Origin of the sequence: Cellulosimicrobium sp. MI9406, from assembly GCF_040595865.1 — a bacterium.
In the GTDB taxonomy this organism is placed as follows: Bacteria; Actinomycetota; Actinomycetes; order Actinomycetales; family Cellulomonadaceae; genus Cellulosimicrobium; species Cellulosimicrobium funkei.
This window is the reverse complement of record NZ_JALIZI010000002.1, coordinates 59,237-78,553: the sequence shown is the minus strand read 5'-3', so window position 1 is coordinate 78,553 and position 19,317 is coordinate 59,237. Positions and strand designations below refer to the sequence as shown.

The following is a 19,317-nucleotide window of genomic DNA, read 5'->3' as shown; positions in this document are numbered from 1 at the left end:
CCCGACCGCCGGACGATGGTCGGCACGGGCGCCTCGCGAGGCCCGTCGTCCGCCGTCCACCCGTGGTCGGGCGAGCCGGCGGCGAGAGGGACACCCGATGAGCGAGACATTCGGCCGTAGCGACCAGGCCCCGCAGGACGGCGCGCGCGAGCTCGCGCTGCTGTCCGCGAAGAACGAGAGGCTCGCCGAGGCGCTGCGCGCGGCCCGGGACCAGATCCTCGACCTCAAGCGGCAGATCGACGACCTCGCCAAGCCCCCGGGCACGTACGCGGTGTTCCTCGCCGCGCACCCGGACGGGTCGGTCGACGTGTCCGCCGCCGGGCGCAAGATGCACGTCGGCGCGAGCCCCAGCCTCGACGTCCAGCGCCTGCGCCCGGGCCAGGAGGTCAAGCTCAACGAGGCGATGACCGTCGTCGCCGCGGGCGGCTACGAGCGCACGGGCGAGATCGTCACGGTCAAGGAGATCCTCGACGCCGACCGCGTGCTCGTCGTCGGCCGGGCCGACGAGGAGCGGGTCGTGCGGCTCGCCGGGTCGGTCGCGCGCACGACGCTCCGCGTCGGCGACTCGCTCACCATCGACACGCGCAGCGGCTTCGTGTTCGAGGTCATCCCGAAGTCCGAGGTCGAGGAGCTCGTCCTCGAAGAGGTCCCGGACATCGAGTACGAGGACATCGGCGGTCTCGGCCCGCAGATCGAGCAGATCCGCGACGCCGTCGAGCTGCCGTTCACGCACCCCGACCTGTTCCGCGAGCACGGCCTGCACCCGCCCAAGGGCGTCCTGCTGTACGGGCCGCCCGGGTGCGGCAAGACGCTCATCGCCAAGGCCGTCGCCAACTCGCTCGCGCACACCGTCGCGCGGGCGCGCGGCGAGCAGGTGGAGGACGGCTCGGGCGCGGCGCGCAGCTACTTCCTCAACGTCAAGGGCCCCGAGCTGCTCAACAAGTACGTGGGCGAGACCGAGCGGCACATCCGGCTGATCTTCGCCCGCGCTCGGGAGAAGGCGTCGCAGGGGACGCCCGTCGTCGTTTTCTTCGACGAGATGGAGTCGCTGTTCCGCACGCGCGGCACCGGTCTGTCGTCCGACGTCGAGACGACGATCGTGCCCCAGCTCCTCGCCGAGATCGACGGCGTCGAGCGGCTGGACAACGTCATCGTCATCGGGGCGTCGAACCGCGAGGACATGATCGACCCCGCGATCCTGCGGCCCGGGCGCCTCGACGTGAAGATCAAGATCGAGCGGCCCGACGCCGAGGGCGCCAAGGAGATCTTCGCCAAGTACCTCACGGAGGACCTGCCGATCCACGCGGCCGACCTCGCCGAGCACGGCGGCAACCAGCGCGAGGCCCTCGACGCGATGATCCGCTCGGTCGTGGAGCGCATGTACTCCGAGGAGGAGGAGAACCAGTTCCTCGAGGTCACCTACGCCAGCGGCGACAAGGAGATCCTGTACTTCAAGGACTTCAACTCGGGCGCGATGATCCAGAACGTCGTGGACCGCGCGAAGAAGTCGGCGATCAAGGACCTCCTCGCCACGGGGCAGCGCGGCATCCGCGTCGACCACCTGCTCGCCGCGTGCGTCGACGAGTTCAAGGAGAACGAGGACCTGCCGAACACCACCAACCCCGACGACTGGGCGCGCATCAGCGGGAAGAAGGGCGAGCGCATCGTCTTCATCCGCACGATCGTCCAGAAGAAGGGCGAGGGCGGCTCGCCGCGCACCATCGACACGGTCACCAACACCGGCCAGTACCTGTAGCGGGGCGCGGTCGCTCCGCCCCGTGGACGGCGCAGCGCGGCGTCGGAGGGCGGACATAGGGTGAGCGCGTGAGCGTACGACGGGTCATGGGGATCGAGACGGAGTACGGCGTCCTGCAGCCGGGGAAGCCGATGGCGAACCCGATGCTCATGTCGAGCCAGGTCGTCACCACGTACCGAGCGCTCGCCGCGCGCAGCGACGGCGCCCGGGGCCGGGCGCGCTGGGACTACGACGACGAGGACCCGCTGCAGGACGCGCGGGGGTTCCACGTGCCGCGCGCGTCGGCGCACCCGTCCCTCCTCACGGACGACCCGTCGCGCCCCGCGCCGTCGGGGCCGGTCGACCGGGCCGGCGAGGGCGGTGCCGCCGGGGCCTCCCTCCAGGAGGTCGCGCGACCGACGACGGAGGAGTACGACGACCCGAGCGCGGCGAACGTCATCCTCACCAACGGCGCCCGGCTCTACGTCGACCACGCGCACCCCGAGTACTCCTCGCCCGAGGTCACGGTGCCGCACGACGTCGTGTGCTGGGACGTCGCGGGGGAGCGGGTCATGCTCGCCGCGTCGCGCGAGCTGGCCCAGGTGCCGGGCGGCGGCGTCGTGCTCTACAAGAACAACGTCGACGGCAAGGGCGCGAGCTACGGCACCCACGAGAACTTCCTCGTCGACCGCGAGGTGCCGTTCGGAGTCCTCGTGGAGATGCTCACGCCGTTCCTCGTGACCCGGCAGGTGTTCGCCGGCTCGGGGCGCGTGGGGCTCGGCCCGGCGGGGGAGGAGCACGGGTTCCAGATCTCCCAGCGCGCCGACTACGTCGAGGCGGAGGTCGGGCTGGAGACGACGCTGCGTCGCCCCATCGTCAACACGCGCGACGAGCCGCACGCGGACCGGCAGCGCTGGCGCCGGCTGCACCTCATCATCGGCGACGCGAACATGTTCGAGACCGCGACCTACCTGAAGACGGGCACGACGTCGCTCGTGCTCTTCGTCGTCGAGCACCTGGAGAAGCTCGGCCCGGACGTGCGCGCCCGCCTGGCCGGGCTGCGCCTCGCGGACCCGGTCGCGGACGTCCAGCGCGTGAGCCGTGACCTCGAGCTGACGCGTCGCCTCGCCCTCGCCGACGGGCGCGAGCTGACGGCGCTCGAGGTCCAGCGCGAGTACCTGGAGGTCGCCGCCGACGCGGCGGAGCGCCTCGCGGGACCGGACGGGGTCGACGCCCCGACGCGCGACGTGCTCGCGCGGTGGCGCTCGGTGCTCGACCGCCTGGCGACCGACCGCGACGCGTGCGGGCGCGACGTCGAGTGGGTCGCGAAGCTCCGGCTCCTCGACCGCCTGCGCGAGCGCGACGGCCTCGACTGGGGCCACTCGCGCCTCGCGGCGATGGACCTCCAGTGGTCCGACGTGCGGCCCGAGCGCGGCATCTACCACCGCCTCCTCGCCGCCGACGCCGTGGACCGCGTGGTCACCGAGCGCGAGGTCGGCGCGGCGGTGCACCACGCGCCCGAGGACACGCGCGCGTTCTTCCGCGGCGAGGTCATGGCGCGCTACGGCGACGAGGTCTCCGCGGCGAGCTGGGACTCGGTGATCTTCGACGTGCCGGGCGCGCCGTCGCTCCAGCGCGTCCCGATGATGGACCCGCTGCGCGGGACGCGCGCCCACATCGGGGCGCTGCTCGACGCGAGCCCGGACGCCGCCGCGCTGCTGGCGGGTCTGGCAGGCCCGTCGTGACCGGCGGCGACTAGGCTGGACGCACGACGGCGCCCGCCCTCCGTGGGAGGGGCGCCGCGTGCGAGCAGGGCCGGGAAGGGCGCGAGCCCGGACGGGGTTGGAACGGACAGAGCGTCGGCGCGAGGCCGGCCGACGGACGAGGAGGCAGCCATGGCGGGTACCGAACGCACGCACGCGTCGCACGAGGACCGGCGTCCCGACGACGAGCCCGAGGCCCCGGCGACCCCGGTCGCGCCGCAGGCGCAGTCGCGCGACGCCGAGGTGGACGCGCTCCTCGAGGAGATCGACGAGGTCCTGGAGACGAACGCGGAGTCCTTCGTCCGGGGCTTCGTGCAGAAGGGCGGCGAGTAGGAAGGGTGACGGCAACCCGATGAGCACGGACCAGCCCGGGCGCCTGCCCGACGCGTTCACGACCCCTGGGTCGTCGTCCTTCCTGGACTTCCTGTCGGGGCACGCCCCCGACCTGCTGCCGTCGCACCGCGCGGCCGGGCACGCGGCGACCGGCACGGTGCCCGACGCTCCGCACGCCACGACAATCGTGGCGCTGACGTTCGGCGCCGAGGGCGTGGGCGCGGGCGTCGTGATGGCGGGGGACCGCCGCGCGACGATGGGCTCGATGATCGCGAACCGGGAGATCGAGAAGGTCTTCCCGGCCGACGAGTACTCGGCCGTGGGCATCGCCGGGACGGCGGGGATCGCCGTCGAGCTCGTGCGCCTGTTCCAGCTCGAGCTCGAGCACTACGAGAAGATCGAGGGCGCGCTGCTCTCGCTCGACGGCAAGGCGAACCGCCTGTCGACGATGATCCGGCAGAACCTCGGCCTCGCCATGCAGGGCCTCGCGGTCGTGCCGCTCTTCGCCGGGTTCGACCTCGACCGCGGTGCCGGCCGGATCTTCTCGTACGACGTCACGGGCGGGCGGTACGAGGAGCGGGCGTACCACTCGGTGGGATCGGGCTCGGTCTTCGCGCGCGGCTCCCTGAAGAAGCTGTGGCGCACCGGTCTCGACCGGGCGGCCTCCGTGCGCGTCGCGGTCGAGGCGCTCTACGACGCGGCGGACGACGACTCGGCCACCGGCGGCCCGGACCCGGTCCGCCGCATCTGGCCGGTGGTCGCGGTCGTCACGGCCGACGGCTACGAGCGCGTGCCGGACGACGAGCTCGCGGCGGTCGTCGAGCAGATCGTGGCGGAGCGCTCCGGGGCGGGCGTGGAGCGCGGGCGTCCCCCGGTGACCAACGCCGAGGCCGTCCCGCACGACCGCCCGCAGGACGGCCCGACCGGAGGTGACGACGCGTGAACATGCCTTTCTACGTCTCGCCCGAGCAGCTGATGAAGGACCGGGCGGACTTCGCGCGCAAGGGCATCGCGCGCGGCCGGTCCGTCGTGGTCCTCGCCTACGAGGACGGCATCGCGTTCGCGACGGAGAACCCGTCGCGGGCCCTGCACAAGATCTCGGAGATCTACGACCGCATCGCGTTCGCCGCGGTGGGCAAGTACAACGAGTTCGAGAACCTGCGCGTCGCCGGGGTGCGGTACGCGGACCTGCGCGGCTACTCCTACGACCGCACGGACGTCAACGCGCGCGGTCTCGCGAACGCGTACGCCCAGACGCTCGGCACGGTGTTCACCACGGAGTCGAAGCCGCTCGAGGTCGAGCTCGTCGTCGCGGAGGTCGGTCGCACGGCGGAGCAGGACCAGCTCTACCGCATCTCCTACGACGGCTCCGTCGCCGACGAGCAGGGCGTGGTCGTCATGGGCGGCCAGGCCGACCAGCTCGGTCGCGTGCTCCAGGACGCGTGGCGGCCCGGTCTCGGGCTCGCCGAGGTGCTGCGCCTGGCGGTGCACGCGCTCGCGTCCGGCGGCGAGGGGGACGACACCCGCACCATCCCGGCCGCGCAGCTCGAGGTGGCCGTCCTGGACCGCACCCGGCCCCGACGCGCGTTCCGCCGTCTCACGGGCTCCGTCCTCGAGGGCCTCCTCGCGGACGACGACGCGGCGACCACCACCGACGGGACCGCCGAGGGCGCGCCCGAGGAAACGACGGGCACCGGCCCGACGGACGAGGGGTAGCGCCGCATGGACCGCAGGATCTTCGGGCTGGAGACCGAGTACGGCGTGACGTGCGCGTCCGACGACGGGCGCGGGCTCTCGGCGGACGAGGTCGCGCGGTACCTGTTCCGCAAGGTGGTCGCCTGGGGCCGCTCGTCGAACGTGTTCCTGCGCAACGGCTCGCGGCTGTACCTGGACGTCGGCTCGCACCCCGAGTACGCGACGGCGGAGTGCGACGACGTCCGTCAGCTCGTCGCGTACGACCGCGGCGGCGAGCGGATCCTCGAGGGCCTCGTCGCGGACGCGCAGCAGCGGCTCGAGCACGAGGGACTGCCCGGCCGGATCCACCTGTTCAAGAACAACACGGACTCGGCGGGCAACTCGTACGGCTGCCACGAGAACTACCTCGTGCGACGCCAGGGCGACTTCGCGCGCCTCTCGGACGTCCTCGTGCCGTTCCTCATCACGCGCCAGGTGCTCACGGGCGCCGGCAAGGTCCTCGCGACGCCGCGCGGCGCCGTGTACTGCCTGTCCCAGCGCGCCGACCACATCTGGGAGGCGGTGTCGAGCGCGACGACCAGGTCGCGCCCGATCATCAACACGCGCGACGAGCCGCACGCCGACGCCGAGAGCTACCGGCGCCTGCACGTCATCGTCGGCGACTCCTCGATGGCGGAGACGACGACCATGCTCAAGGTCGGCTCGACCGACCTCATCCTGCGCATGGTCGAGGCAGGGGTCCCCATGCGGGACCTGGCGCTCGAGAACCCCATCCGGTCGATCCGCGAGATCAGCCACGACATGACGGGCAAGCAGCCCGTCCAGCTCGCGAGCGGCCGGACGGTCACCGCGATCGACCTCCAGGGCGAGTACCTCCAGCGCGTGCGCGAGTTCGTCGAGCAGGACGTCGCGCCGACGCCCGTCGTCAAGCAGGTGCTCGACCTGTGGGAGCGCGGGCTGCGCGCCCTCGAGACGGGCGACCTCTCGCTCGTCGACCGCGAGCTGGACTGGGTCATCAAGTACCGCCTGATCCAGCGCTACCAGGCCAAGCACGGTCTCGAGCTCGACGACCCGCGGATCGCGCGCCTCGACCTCGCCTACCACGACATCTCGCGCACCGAGGGGCTGTACAACCTGCTCGCGGCGCGCGGCATGGTCGAGCGGGTCACCACAGACCTCGAGGTGTTCGAGTCGACGGCCGTGCCGCCGCAGACCACGCGCGCCAAGCTGCGCGGCGACTTCGTGCGCGCCGCGCAGGAGGCCCGCCGCGACTACACGGTGGACTGGGTGCACCTCAAGCTCAACGACCAGGCGCAGCGCACCGTGCTGTGCAAGGACCCGTTCCGGAACGTCGACGAGCGCGTGGAGCGCCTCATCGAGTCGATGTGATGCAGGACGTGATGTGACGAACCTGGCCCTCGCGGCCGGGCGCCCTCCGGGCGTCCGGCGCGCTCGTCGTGCGCCCGCGTCCCGGGCCGCGCTCGTGCTGCTCGTGGCGCTCCTCGCGGCGCTCGTGCTCGGTGCGTGCACGGAGCCGGAGGACGCGACGGAGACGCCGCTCAACACCGACCTCACGGTCGCCGGGTCGTCCGGCGCCCCGCCCGCGCTGGAGTACCGCGCGCCGCTCGACGTGCCGGACGCGCGGTCGGAGGTGGTGTGGCCGGGCGCCGGGGCGGAGCTCGTCGACGGCGGCCCGCTGCTGCTCAACCTCTACGCGGAGGACCTGCGCGACGGCACCGTCCTGCAGAACACGTACACGGACGCGCCGCGCTGGCGCACGCTGACCGACGAGTCCGTCGGCCGCGAGCTGCGCGACCTCCTGCGGGGGCAGCGCGTGGGGGCGCGCCTGCTGCGCCTCGAGGTGGACGACGGCGTTCCCGTCGCCCTGGTCGTCGACGTCCTGCCGACGCGCGCGTCCGGGGAGCCGGTGGAGCCGGTCGAGGGCCTGCCCACGGTGACGCTCGACGAGCAGGGCGCACCGAGCGTGACCGTCCCGTCGGAGACCGCGGCGCCAGCGGGCCTCGTGGTGCAGCCGCTCGTCCGCGGCGACGGGCGCCAGGTCGAGGTCGGTCAGGTGGTCACCGTCCGGTACTCGGGCGTGCGCTGGTCCGACGGCGAGGTCTTCGACTCGACGTGGACGGACGGCGCGGCGCCCCTGTCGGTGATGATCGGCATCGGCGAGGTCATCGAGGGGTGGGAGCAGGGGCTCCTCGAGCAGTCGGTAGGGAGCCAGGTGCTGCTCGTCGTGCCGCCCGACCTCGCCTACGGCGCCACCGCCAACCCGCTGGCCGGCGAGACGCTCGTCTACGTCGTCGACATCCTCGACGCCCAGTTCCCCGTGACCGAGGAGAGCGCGGGCGACACCGGCACGGCCGACGACACAGCCGGCACCGACACTACCGGCACGGCCGGCACCGACACGACCGGCGGAGCGCCGGCCGACCGAGGAGACTCCCCATGACCGTCGCGATCCGCGTGATCCCTTGCCTCGACGTCGACGCGGGGCGCGTCGTCAAGGGCGTGAACTTCGAGAACCTGCGCGACGCGGGCGACCCCGTCGAGCTCGCCGCGCGCTACGACACCGAGGGCGCCGACGAGCTGACGTTCCTCGACGTCTCGGCGTCGTCCGGCAACCGGGAGACGACGTACGACGTCGTGCGGCGGACCGCCGAGCAGGTCTTCGTGCCGCTCACCGTCGGTGGCGGGGTCCGCTCGGCGGACGACGTGGACCGTCTCCTGCGCGCGGGCGCGGACAAGGTCGGCGTGAACACGGCGGCGATCGCCCGCCCGGAGCTCATCGCGGAGATCGCGGACCGTTTCGGCAGCCAGGTGCTCGTGCTCTCGGTGGACGCGCGCCGCACGACCGGCGACGTGCGGACGGAGTCCGGCTACGAGGTGACGACCCACGGCGGGCGTCGCGGCACGGGGATCGACGCCGTGGAGTGGGCGTCGCGCGCAGCGGGGCTGGGCGCGGGCGAGATCCTGCTCAACTCGATGGACGCGGACGGCACGACCGCCGGGTTCGACCTCGAGATGCTCGCCGCGGTGCGCTCCGAGGTGCGCGTGCCGCTGATCGCGAGCGGCGGGGCGGGCACGCCCGAGCACTTCGTGGCGGCGGCGCGCGCCGGGGCGGACGCGGTGCTCGCCGCGAGCGTCTTCCACTTCGGCGCCCTCACCGTCGGTCAGGTGAAGGACGCGATGCGGGCCGAGGGCGTGCAGGTGCGCTGACCGGCGCGGACGCCCGGCGGCGGTGTCGGGAGCCCGTGAGAGGATCGGGCCACCCCTGAACGAAAGACGAGGACCGTCCCGTGCCCGGCAGCAGGACGCGCCCCACCGGCGCCGACGCCCCGCCCGCCCCGACCGACCCGCCGGCCACCGCCGCCCGGCACGACCGCCCCCGCGACCGGCTCCCCGCCGAGCCGTCGGTGCGCCGACCGCACGCGCTCACCGGCTCCCGCGTCCGCCGCTCGCTCGCGCTCATGGGGCGCGGCATCCGCGACGAGCCGCGCACGTACGTGCTGGCGATCGGCTCGTCCGCGCTCTTCGGCGCGCTGACCGTCGCCGTGAGCGGCGCGGTCGGCCGGGTCACCGACGAGGTCGTGGTGCCCGCGCTCGCGGGCGATGAGGCTGCGCGCGGCCGCATCTGGGTCGCGGGCCTCGTGCTCGCCGGGATCGCGCTCTCGCTCGCGGTGAGCGTCGCCGCGCGGCGCATCTTCGCGGGCAACGGGTACGCCGCGCTGCAGGCACGCCACCGCACCGCGGTGACCCGCCAGTACCTGCGCCTGCCGATGTCGTGGCACCGCTCGCACCCGGCCGGGCAGCTCCTGTCGAACGCGAACTCCGACGTCGAGGCCGCGACGGGCGTCTTCAACCCGCTGCCGTTCGCGCTGGGCGTCGTCGTCATGATCGGCGTCGCCGCCGTGATGCTCTTCCGGGTGGACGTCTGGCTCGCGTGCGCGGCGCTCGTGGTCATCCCGGTCGCCGTCGCCGTGAACATCGTGTTCCAGCGCTACATGTCGCCCGCCATCACGCGGGCGCAGCAGCTGCGCGCCGAGGTGTCCGACGTCGCGCACGAGAGCTTCGAGGCCGCGCTCCTCGTCACGTCGCTCGGCACCGCGGACCGCGAGGAGCGCCGCTTCGCCGAGCGCACCGACGAGCTGCGCGCCGCGAACGTGCGGGTCGGCGTCGTGCGGGCGTTCTTCGACCCCGTCATCGAGCTCCTGCCGTCGCTCGGCACGCTCCTCGTGCTGGGCGTCGGGACCGTGCGCCTCACCGCGGGCGACGTCGCGCCCGGCGACATCATCACCGCCGCGTACCTCCTGACCGTGATGGCCGTGCCGGTCCGCGCGTTCGGCTGGGTCCTCGGCGAGCTCCCGCGCGCGCTCGTCGGGTACGAGCGCATCAGCCGCGTCGTCGACGCCGGGGGCGTGCTGCGTCCCGGGACGACGACCCTGAGCGGGACGGGCGCCGGGCTGGGCGTGCGGCTCGAGGGCGTCGGTGTCGACGTCCGGGCGGGCGGCCGCGAGCTCACGCTGCTCGACGGCGTGGACCTCACCGTGGCGCCGGGGACGACGGTCGCCGTCGTGGGTCCGACGGGCGCCGGCAAGACGACGCTCGTCTCGCTCCTCGCGCGGCTCTCGGACCCGTCGCGCGGGCGCGTGCTCCTCGACGGCACGGACGCGCGCGACGTGCGCGAGGCGGACCTCACGACGCAGGTCGCCCTCGTCGCGCAGCAGGCGTTCGTGTTCGAGGACACCGTGCGCGCGAACGTCACGCTCGTCGGCGACGGCGATCCCGGCCCGGACGACGCGGAGGTCTGGGCGGCCCTGCGGCTCGCGCGCGTGGACGACGTCGTCGAGCGGCTCCCGGAGGGCCTCGACGCCCCGCTCGGGGAGCGGGGGGCCAACCTGTCCGGCGGCCAGCGCCAGCGTCTCGCGATCGCGCGCGCGCTCGTCCGGCGTCCGCGCCTGCTCGTCCTCGACGACGCGACGTCGGCCGTCGACCCGCGGGTCGAGCAGGAGATCCTCGCGGGCGTCGCGCGGGGCGGCGACGACCGCCCGACGGTCGTCATGGTCGCCTACCGCATGTCGAGCGTTGCGCTCGCGGACGTCGTCGTGCACGTGGAGTCCGGGCGGGTGGTGGACGTCGGGACGCACGACGAGCTGCTCGCCCGCGATCCCGGGTACCGCGAGCTCGCGACCGCGTACGCGCGCGAGGCGGAGCGCCGGGAGAACGAGCGCGCCGACGCGACGGACGACTCCGTGCGCGAGGCGGGCGAGGACGACCAGGTCCGCGACAGTCGCCGGGACGACGACCTCGCGCGCCAGGAGGAGACGGAGGAGGACGACGTCGTGCGGCACGTCGAGACGGGGGCGCTGGAGGAATGACCCGGACCACGACCGAACGACCCGGGCGGTCGCCCCGCCGGGGCGGGGGCCCCGCCGTCGACGGCGGCGCGGACGTCCGCACCGGCGACGCGCGCATCGCCTCGGCGAGCTCCCTGGGCGTCCTCGCGACGCTGCGTCGCGGCGTGCAGGTGTCGCCGCAGATCCTCGCCGGCATCTGGGTGACCCTCGGCCTCGCCGTCGCCGCGGCGCTGGGCCGGGTCGTCGTGCCCGTGACCGTGCAGCAGACCATCGACACGGGCGTGCTCGCCGACGGCGGTCCGGACACGACGCGCGTCGCGGTGCTCGTGGGCGTCGCCGCCGTGATCCTCGTCGTCGCCGGGCTGTGCTCGGCCCTCGTCAACGTGCGCCTGTTCCGGTCGACCGAGGCCGGCCTCGCCGCGCTGCGCGTACGCGCGTTCCGGCACGTGCACGACCTGTCGGTGCTCACCCAGAACTCCGAGCGGCGCGGGTCGCTCGTCTCGCGCGTCACGAGCGACGTCGACACGATCTCGCTGTTCGTGCAGTGGGGCGGGATCATGCTGCTCGTCTCGGTGCTGCAGATCGGCGTCGCGACGGCGCTCATGGCGGTGTACTCGTGGCAGCTCACGCTCGTGGTGTGGGCGTGCTTCGTGCCGCTGTTCCTCGTCCTGCGCCCCGCGCAGGCGCGGGTCAACGACGCGTACACCCAGGTCCGCGCGCGGGTCGGCGCGATGCTCGGCGCGATCTCGGAGTCCGTCGTCGGCGCGGAGACGATCCGCGCGTACGGCGCCGGGGCCCGGACGGCCCGTCGTGTCGACGCCGCGGTCGACGCGACGCGGCGCGCGATGGTCCGGGCGCAGAAGCTCGTCGCCGTCGTGTTCTCCAGCGGCGTGCTCGTGGCGAACCTCGTGCTCGCGGTCGTCGTGGTCGTCGGGTCGCTGCTCGGCGTGGCGGGCGACATCTCGGTGGGCCAGCTCCTCGCCTTCCTGTTCCTCGTCCAGCTCTTCACCGGCCCCGTGCAGATGGCGACGGAGATCCTCAACGAGCTGCAGAACGCCGTGGCGGGCTGGCGCCGCGTCCTCGCGGTCCTGGAGACGCCGGTCGAGGTCGTCGACAAGGGCCCCGACGGCGTGCGCAGCCCGCGCGGCCCCGCCCACGTGCGCCTCGAGGACGTCCGGTTCGCCTACCCCGACGGGCCCGAGGTGCTGCACGGCGTCGACCTCGACCTCCCGGCGCGTGCCTCGGTCGCCGTCGTCGGCGCGACCGGCTCGGGCAAGACGACGATCGCGAAGCTCGTCACGCGGCTCATGGACCCGACGGGCGGGCGCGTGCTCCTGGACGGCACGGACCTGCGCGACGTGTCCGTGGCGTCCCTGCGCGAGCGGGTCGTGCTCGTGCCCCAGGAGGGCTTCCTGTTCGACGGGACGCTCGCCGACAACGTCGCCTACGGGCTCCGCGGCACCGCCGAGGAGGAGCCGGCTGCCGCGCGTCGCGCCCGGATCGAGGCGGCGGTCGAGCGGCTCGGCCTCACCGACTGGGTCGCGGACCTGCCGGACGGGCTCGACTCCTCGGTCGGCCAGCGGGGCGAGTCCCTCTCCGCGGGCGAGCGGCAGCTCGTCGCGCTCGTCCGGGCCTACCTGGCCGAGGCGGACCTGCTCGTGCTGGACGAGGCGACGTCCGCCGTCGACCCGGCGACCGAGGTCCGGATCGCACGGGCGCTCGCGTCGCTCACCTCGGGCCGGTCGACGCTGACGATCGCGCACCGCCTCTCCACGGCCGAGGCGGCCGACCTCGTCGTCGTCGTCGACGCCGGGCACGTCGTGGAGGTGGGCCACCACGACGACCTCGCCCGCGCGGGCGGGGTCTACGCCCGCATGCACGACGCCTGGGTCTCCCAGACCCGCTGACCTGCCCGGTCGGGCGACCGACGTCACGCCGGGTGGGGCGAGACGGGGGACCGGCGGCGGCCCGGCGTCTGGCAGGATTCTCGGGTGCCCGACTCCACGACCGGCCCGCAGACCACGATCCCGTCCGCGCTCGACCCCGAGGTCGCCGCGCGGCTCAAGCGCGACGACGCCGGACTGGTCGCCGCGATCGTCCAGCAGCACGACACCGGCGAGGTGCTCATGCTCGGCTGGATGGACGACGAGGCGCTCCACCGCACCCTGACGACCGGGCGGGTGACGTTCTGGAGCCGGTCGCGTCGGGAGTACTGGCGCAAGGGCGACACGTCGGGCCACGTCCAGGTGGTGCGCTCGGTCGCGCTCGACTGCGACGGCGACGCGCTCCTCGTGCGCGTGCACCAGGTCGGCGCCGCGTGCCACACGGGCACCCGCACGTGCTTCGAGGCCGGGGGAGACCTGGGCGCCGTCGTCGGCGAGCTGCCGTCCGCGCCCGGTGCCCCGGACGCCGGGGCCGCGCCCGCCGTCGGACCGGACCCCGAGGAGGAGAACCAGTGAGCACGACCGTCGACCCGGCCGGCACCACCACCGTCCCCGCGGGCGGGCCCGCGTGGGGCACGACGTGGCCCGTGCTCGACGGCTTCCGCGCGCTCGCCCGCTCCCGCCGGGTCGTCCCGGTCGTGCGGCGCCTCCTGGCCGACGACGTCACGCCCGTCGGTCTCTACCGCACCCTGGCGCAGGGTCGGCCGGGCACCTTCGTGCTGGAGTCCGCGGAGTCGGACGGGCGCTGGGCCCGGTACTCGTTCGTCGGCGTCGCGTCCCGCGCGACCCTCACGGCGCGCGACGGCCGGGCGGTGTGGTCGGGCGACGTGCCCGCGGGCGTCCCGCGCGAGGGCGACGTGGTCGAGGTGCTGGAGGCGACGCTCGACGTGCTGCGCACGCCCGCGGTCGACGGCCTCCCGCCGCTGACTGGCGGGCTCGCCGGGGCGATCGGGTGGGACGTCATCCGGCACTGGGAGCCGACGCTGCCCGCGCACGCGCCCGACGAGCTGGGCGTCCCGGAGCTCACGCTGTGCCTCGCGACGGACCTCGCGGTCGTCGACCACGCGGAGGGCAGCGTGTGGCTCGTGGCGAACGCGATCAACTTCGACGACACGGACGAGCGGGTCGACGAGGCGTACGCCGACGCGGTGCGGCGCCTGGACGCGATGCAGGCGCGCCTCGTCGCCGGCGGTGCGCACGTCGCGTCGGTCGTGGCCGCCGACGCCGTCGAGCCGGAGCTCGAGTTCCGCTCGACGCGCGACGAGTTCGAGGCGTCCGTCGTGGCGGGCAAGGACGCGATCCGCGAGGGCGAGGTCTTCCAGGTCGTCCTCTCGCAGCGCCTGGACCTCGACTGCCCGGCGGACCCGCTGGACGTCTACCGGGCGCTGCGCACGATCAACCCGAGCCCGTACATGTACTACTTCCAGCTCACGGACGCGGACGGGCGCGACTTCGCGGTCGTCGGGTCGAGCCCGGAGACGCTGGTCAAGGTCGAGGACGGGCGGGTCACGACGTTCCCCATCGCGGGCTCGCGGCCGCGCGGCGCGACGCCCGAGGAGGACGTCGCGCTCGGGGAGGAGCTGCGCGAGGACCCCAAGGAGCTCGCGGAGCACATCATGCTCGTCGACCTCTCGCGCAACGACCTCGTCAAGGTCTGCGAGCCGACGTCGGTCGAGGTCGTGGAGTTCATGGCGACCAAGCGGTTCAGCCACATCATGCACCTGTGCTCGACGGTCGTCGGGACGCTGCGCGACGGCGCGACCGCGCTCGACGCCTTCCGGGCCACGTTCCCCGCGGGGACGCTCTCGGGCGCGCCCAAGCCGCGCGCGATCGCCCTCATCGACGAGCTCGAGCCCGCCTCGCGCGGGATCTACGGTGGGACGGCCGGGTACTTCGACTTCGACGGGAACATGGACATGGCGATCGCCATCCGCACGGCGCTGATCCGCGACGGGCGCGCGAGCGTCCAGGCCGGGGGCGGGATCGTCGCCGACTCCGTGCCGGCGCTCGAGTACGCGGAGTCGCGCAACAAGGCGGCCGCGGCGGTCCGCGCTGTGCAGGTCGCGGCGCGGCTGCGGGGGCTCGCGTGAGCCGCCCCGGCGGCCCGGCCCGCCGCACGGCCATCTGGGTCCTGCTGCTCCTCGGGGGCGCGACCCTCGCGGCGGCCGTGCCCACGTGGCTGCGCACGACGGGGGCCACCGCGCTCGACCCGCAGGTCGAGGTCGCGGTGGCCGGCACCTCGGCCGCACCCGGCGTGAGCGCGGCCGCGCTCGTGCTCGTCGCGGCCGCGCTCGCGCTCGGCCTCGTGGGACGGGTCGGCCGGTGGGTCGTCCTGGTGGTCGCGGCGGCGAGCGGCGTCGTCGCGACGGTGTCGGCGCTGAGCGTCGCGATCGACCCGGAGCCGACCGCCCGGTCGGCGGTGGCCGAGGCGACGGGCGTGACGGAGCTGACCGCACCGGTCGAGCTCACCGCGGCGCCCTGGGTGGCGGCCGTGCTCGGCGTGCTCACCGTGCTCGTGGTGGTGTGGGTGGCGCTCGGCGCGCGGTCGTGGGCGAGCGCCTCGACGCGGCACGAGCGGGCCGGGGCGACGCCCGCGACGGCAGCCGGCACGCCCGCGGACGGGACCCCCGAGGTCGCGGGCGCGGCGGGCCCCGCCGACGCCGAGGACGTCTCCGACCACGACGCGTGGGACGCGCTGTCCCGCGGCGAGGACCCCACGGACCGCTGAGCAGCGCGGACGTGTCCCACGCGACGTCCGCCGACGTCCCGCGACGGGACGGGCCCCGGCCCGGTCCGATAGGCTCTGACCACATCTTGACGAAAGGCACGACCCTCATGGCCGAGAACCAGCAGACCACCGAGATCGCCTACCTGCCGCCCGCGGCACCGCCCACGAACCACGGCCACACCGTCGCCGCGTGGTTCACCATGATCGGCATCATGGTCGGCGCCCTCGTGGCCGCGATCGGCGTCGTGGTCGCCGCCGTCTGGCTGTTCTGGGTCGGCATGGGCGTCGTGGCCGTGGCGCTCGTCGGCGGCCTCGTGCTCCGCAACATGGGCTACGGGCAGAAGAAGCAGGACGCGCGGTGACGCAGCCGCCGGGACCGGGCCCGCACGACGCCACGCCCCCGCAGGACGGGTCGCAGGCGCCGTACGGCTCGTCGGTGCCCGGCGGCGCGCAGCACCCCGGCCCGCAGGGTCCTGACCAGGGCTACCCCGGTCAGCAGCAGCCCGGTCAGCCGTACCCGGGCCAGCAGCAGTACCCGGGCCAGCAGTACCCCGGTCAGCAGTACCCGGGCCAGCCGTACCCGGCAGGCGCCTACGCGCCGCCGCCGTACTACCCGAAGAACAACCTCGCGATCTGGTCGCTCGTCCTGGGCATCGCCGCGTTCGTGCTCAGCTGCGGCTTCTTCACGGGCATCCCCGCGGTCATCGTGGGCAACGCGGCGAAGCGTGCCGTCGCGGAGGGCCAGGCGGACAACGACGGCATGGCGACGGCGGGGATCATCCTCGGCTGGGTCGCGATCGGCCTGTCCGCGATCGGTCTGCTGCTCCTGCTGGTGTTCTTCCCCGCCGTCCTCGCCTGGGTCGGCACGATCCCCGACCAGTACTGACGGGGCGGTCACGTGACGTCCGAGGCGGTGCGCCGACGGCTGGTGCCGCGCGAGGCCGTGGCGCCGCTCGCCGTCGGTGCGCTCGTCGCCGCCGCGACGGCGTACGTGGGCGCGGTCGACCCGAACCGCCCGGGCCACTACGTCACGTGCCCGCTGCTCGCCCTGACGGGCCTCGCGTGCCCCGGGTGCGGCGGCCTGCGGGCCACGCACGACCTCGTGCACCTCGACCTGGCCGCGGCCTGGTCCATGAACCCGCTGTGGGTCGTCGTCGCGCCGCTGCTCGTCGTGCTGTGGGGCCTGTGGCTCGTCCGTGCCTGGCGCGGACGCCCCGCGCCGCGCGTGCCCGCGGGGGTGGCGTGGACGTCGCTCGCCGTGCTCGTGCTCTTCGGGGTGCTGCGCAACGTGCCCGCCCTGGTCCCGTGGTTCGGCCCGGTGGCCGCCTGAGCCGGTGGCCGTGACCGCGACCGGCCGCGCCGCGCGCGTCTCGGGGGCTGGGCCGTGGTCATCGTCACTCGGGGGCGGCTCTACGATGGCAGGTACCTCCCTGTCAACGGGTCGGCCCGAACCTGTGGGTGCACGCCGGCCGACCGGCCCGGCAGGGGGCGGGACGACACGGGGAGTGGTGGGACGATGACGGTGCTGGACGACATCGTCGCGGGTGTGCGCGAGGACCTCGCGGCACGCCAGGCGACGACCTCGCTCGACGAGCTCAAGGAACGAGCCGCCCGCGTCCCCGGTGCGCTCGAGTGCGTGAGCCGCCTCAAGGCGGACGACGCCGTGGCCGTCATCGCCGAGGTGAAGCGGTCGAGCCCCAGCAAGGGCGCGCTCGCGTCCATCTCCGACCCGGCCGAGCTCGCGGGGGAGTACGAGAAGGGCGGCGCGGCCGCGATCTCGGTGCTCACCGAGCAGCGGCGGTTCAACGGGAGCCTCGCCGACCTCGACGCCGTCCGGGCGCGGGTCGACGTCCCCGTGCTCCGCAAGGACTTCGTCGTGACGCCGTACCAGGTGTGGGAGGCGCGCGCCCACGGCGCGGACATCGTGCTCCTCATCGTCGCGGCGCTCGAGCAGACGGTGCTCACGTCGCTCGTCGAGCGCGTGCACTCGCTCGGCATGACCGCGCTCGTCGAGGTCCACACGCTCGACGAGGTCACGCGCGCGCTCGACGCCGGGGCGCGGGTCGTCGGCGTCAACTCGCGCGACCTCAAGACGCTCGACGTCGACCGCACGACCTTCGCGCGCCTCGCGCCCGCGATCCCCGACGAGGTCGTCCGCGTGGCCGAGTCCGGCGTGCGCGGGCCGCACGACGTCATGGACTACGCCCGCTCCGGCGCGCACGCCGTGCTGGTCGGCGAGGCGCTCGTGACCGACGACGCGCCGCGCTCGTCCGTCGCCGACCTCGTCGCGGCCGGGTCGCACCCGTCGCTGTGGTCCGTGCGGCCTTGAGGCACGACGGCACCGTCCGTCACGCCGCAGGCGCCGCGCCCCGGCCCAGCACACCCCACCACGCAGGAGGACCGGCCCCGTGCCCGACTCGACACCATCGACCACCCCTCCGAGCGGCGCGCACTCCGTCCGCGCCGACCTGGCGCGCTCCCTCGCGACCCAGGAGGGCCCCTACTTCGGCGAGTTCGGCGGGCGCTACGTGCCCGAGGCGCTCGTCGCCGCGCTCGACGAGCTCGAGACCGAGTACCGCAAGGCGCTCGACGACCCGGCGTTCGTGACCGAGCTCGCGCGCCTTCAGCGCGAGTACACCGGCCGCCCGAGCCCGCTCACGGAGGTGCCCCGCTTCGCGGAGCACGCCGGCGCCTCGCGCGTGTTCCTCAAGCGCGAGGACCTCAACCACACCGGCTCGCACAAGATCAACAACGTCCTCGGCCAGGCGCTGCTCGTCAAGCGCATGGGCAAGAAGCGCGTGATCGCCGAGACGGGCGCCGGCCAGCACGGCGTCGCGACGGCGACGGCCGCGGCCCTGCTCGACCTCGAGTGCGTCGTGTACATGGGCGAGGAGGACACGCGGCGCCAGGCGCTGAACGTCGCGCGCATGCGCCTCCTCGGCGCCGAGGTCGTCCCCGTGACGATCGGCCAGCGCACCCTCAAGGACGCGATCAACGAGGCGCTGCGCGACTGGGTCGCCAACGTCGACACGACGCACTACCTGCTCGGCACCGTGACCGGGCCCCACCCGTTCCCCGAGATGGTGCGCGAGTTCCACCGCGTCATCGGCGAGGAGGCGCGCACGCAGATCCTCGACCGCATCGGGCGCCTGCCCGACGCGCTCGCCGCGTGCGTGGGCGGCGGCTCGAACGCGCTCGGGCTCTTCAACGCCTTCCTCGACGACGAGGGCGTCGAGCTCTTCGGCTTCGAGGCCGGGGGCGAGGGCATCGAGACGGGCCGCCACGCGGCTCGCTTCAGCGGCGGCGCGCCGGGCGTCCTGCACGGCGCGCGCTCGTACCTCCTCCAGGACGAGGACGGCCAGACCCTGCCGAGCCACTCGGTGTCGGCGGGTCTCGACTACCCGAGCGTCGGGCCGGCCCACTCGTGGCTCCACGACCTCGGCCGCGCGACGTACCTGCCCGTGACCGACGCCGAGGCGATGGACGCGTTCCGGCTGCTGTGCCGCACCGAGGGGATCATCCCCGCGATCGAGTCGGCCCACGCCCTCGCGGGCGCGCTGCGGATCGGGCGCGAGGCCGCGGCCGCGGGCCGCACCGACCACGTGATCCTCGTGAACCTCTCGGGGCGCGGGGACAAGGACGTGGCGACCGCCGCACGGTGGTTCGACCTCGTGGACGACGATGCGATCGCCGAGACGGCGACGGGCACGGAGGGACAGCTGTGAGCGCCGCCCAGACCCAGGACGCACCCGGG

18 protein-coding genes are annotated in these 19,317 nt (G+C 74.4%); all 18 read left to right on the top strand.

Annotated elements, in window-relative coordinates; genetic code table 11:
• Positions 1-97: 97 nt before the first annotated feature.
• Entirely contained in the window at positions 98-1,756 is a 1,659-nt protein-coding gene (gene arc / locus MT994_RS03485; protein ID WP_021479740.1) for a proteasome ATPase, read from the top strand.
• A gap of 86 nt (positions 1,757-1,842) precedes the next feature.
• The gene (dop, locus tag MT994_RS03480) at positions 1,843-3,480 is read left to right on the top strand and encodes a depupylase/deamidase Dop (protein ID WP_354805472.1); all 1,638 of its coding nucleotides are present in this window, start codon (positions 1,843-1,845) and stop codon (positions 3,478-3,480) included.
• Between the two features lie 150 nt (positions 3,481-3,630).
• The gene (locus MT994_RS03475) at positions 3,631-3,831 is read left to right on the top strand and encodes a ubiquitin-like protein Pup (RefSeq protein ID WP_021479766.1); all 201 of its coding nucleotides are present in this window, start codon (positions 3,631-3,633) and stop codon (positions 3,829-3,831) included.
• 19 nt (positions 3,832-3,850) lie between these two features.
• Positions 3,851-4,774: a proteasome subunit beta gene (gene prcB, locus MT994_RS03470; RefSeq protein ID WP_021479767.1), complete on the top strand. Its 924-nt coding sequence runs from the start codon at positions 3,851-3,853 to the stop codon at positions 4,772-4,774.
• The gene (gene prcA / locus MT994_RS03465; RefSeq protein WP_354805135.1) at positions 4,771-5,547 is read left to right on the top strand and encodes a proteasome subunit alpha; all 777 of its coding nucleotides are present in this window, start codon (positions 4,771-4,773) and stop codon (positions 5,545-5,547) included. Before prcB ends, prcA begins: the two co-directional genes overlap by 4 nt.
• A 6-nt stretch (positions 5,548-5,553) precedes the next feature.
• Positions 5,554-6,915 carry a Pup--protein ligase gene (gene pafA / locus MT994_RS03460; RefSeq protein WP_021479769.1) on the top strand — a complete coding sequence of 454 codons (1,362 nt, stop codon included), beginning with the start codon at positions 5,554-5,556 and terminating at the stop codon, positions 6,913-6,915.
• Between the two features lie 13 nt (positions 6,916-6,928).
• Positions 6,929-7,987, top strand: a complete 1,059-nt coding sequence (locus tag MT994_RS03455) for an FKBP-type peptidyl-prolyl cis-trans isomerase (protein WP_354805133.1) — start codon at positions 6,929-6,931, stop codon at positions 7,985-7,987.
• Positions 7,984-8,754, top strand: coding sequence for an imidazole glycerol phosphate synthase subunit HisF (hisF, locus tag MT994_RS03450; protein ID WP_043651192.1), 771 nt, complete (start codon positions 7,984-7,986; stop codon positions 8,752-8,754). Before MT994_RS03455 ends, hisF begins: the two co-directional genes overlap by 4 nt.
• Positions 8,755-9,005: 251 nt before the next feature.
• Positions 9,006-10,913, top strand: coding sequence for an ABC transporter ATP-binding protein (locus MT994_RS03445; protein ID WP_354805470.1), 1,908 nt, complete (start codon positions 9,006-9,008; stop codon positions 10,911-10,913).
• The gene (locus MT994_RS03440; protein ID WP_354805132.1) at positions 10,910-12,799 is read left to right on the top strand and encodes an ABC transporter ATP-binding protein; all 1,890 of its coding nucleotides are present in this window, start codon (positions 10,910-10,912) and stop codon (positions 12,797-12,799) included. The genes MT994_RS03445 and MT994_RS03440 overlap by 4 nt, the downstream gene beginning before the upstream one ends.
• Positions 12,800-12,916: 117 nt before the next feature.
• Positions 12,917-13,351 (top strand): phosphoribosyl-AMP cyclohydrolase, encoded by a 435-nt coding sequence (hisI, locus tag MT994_RS03435; RefSeq protein WP_354805469.1) that lies wholly within the window; start codon positions 12,917-12,919, stop codon positions 13,349-13,351.
• Positions 13,348-14,925, top strand: a complete 1,578-nt coding sequence (locus MT994_RS03430; protein WP_061267739.1) for an anthranilate synthase component I — start codon at positions 13,348-13,350, stop codon at positions 14,923-14,925. Before hisI ends, MT994_RS03430 begins: the two co-directional genes overlap by 4 nt.
• Positions 14,922-15,563 carry a Trp biosynthesis-associated membrane protein gene (locus MT994_RS03425; RefSeq protein WP_354805131.1) on the top strand — a complete coding sequence of 214 codons (642 nt, stop codon included), beginning with the start codon at positions 14,922-14,924 and terminating at the stop codon, positions 15,561-15,563. Before MT994_RS03430 ends, MT994_RS03425 begins: the two co-directional genes overlap by 4 nt.
• An 86-nt stretch (positions 15,564-15,649) precedes the next feature.
• A complete protein-coding gene (locus tag MT994_RS03420) occupies positions 15,650-15,925 on the top strand; it encodes an HGxxPAAW family protein (protein WP_228075274.1) in 276 nt (91 codons plus the stop codon).
• Positions 15,922-16,449 (top strand): DUF4190 domain-containing protein, encoded by a 528-nt coding sequence (locus tag MT994_RS03415; protein WP_354805130.1) that lies wholly within the window; start codon positions 15,922-15,924, stop codon positions 16,447-16,449. Before MT994_RS03420 ends, MT994_RS03415 begins: the two co-directional genes overlap by 4 nt.
• A 12-nt stretch (positions 16,450-16,461) precedes the next feature.
• Complete coding sequence (locus tag MT994_RS03410; protein WP_354805128.1) at positions 16,462-16,893, top strand: DUF2752 domain-containing protein; 432 nt, start codon at positions 16,462-16,464, stop codon at positions 16,891-16,893.
• Positions 16,894-17,079: 186 nt separating this feature from the next.
• A complete protein-coding gene (gene trpC, locus MT994_RS03405; protein ID WP_043651188.1) occupies positions 17,080-17,892 on the top strand; it encodes an indole-3-glycerol phosphate synthase TrpC in 813 nt (270 codons plus the stop codon).
• Positions 17,893-18,031: 139 nt separating this feature from the next.
• Positions 18,032-19,288, top strand: a complete 1,257-nt coding sequence (trpB, locus tag MT994_RS03400) for a tryptophan synthase subunit beta (RefSeq protein ID WP_354805467.1) — start codon at positions 18,032-18,034, stop codon at positions 19,286-19,288.
• The last annotated feature ends 29 nt before the right edge of the window (positions 19,289-19,317 follow it).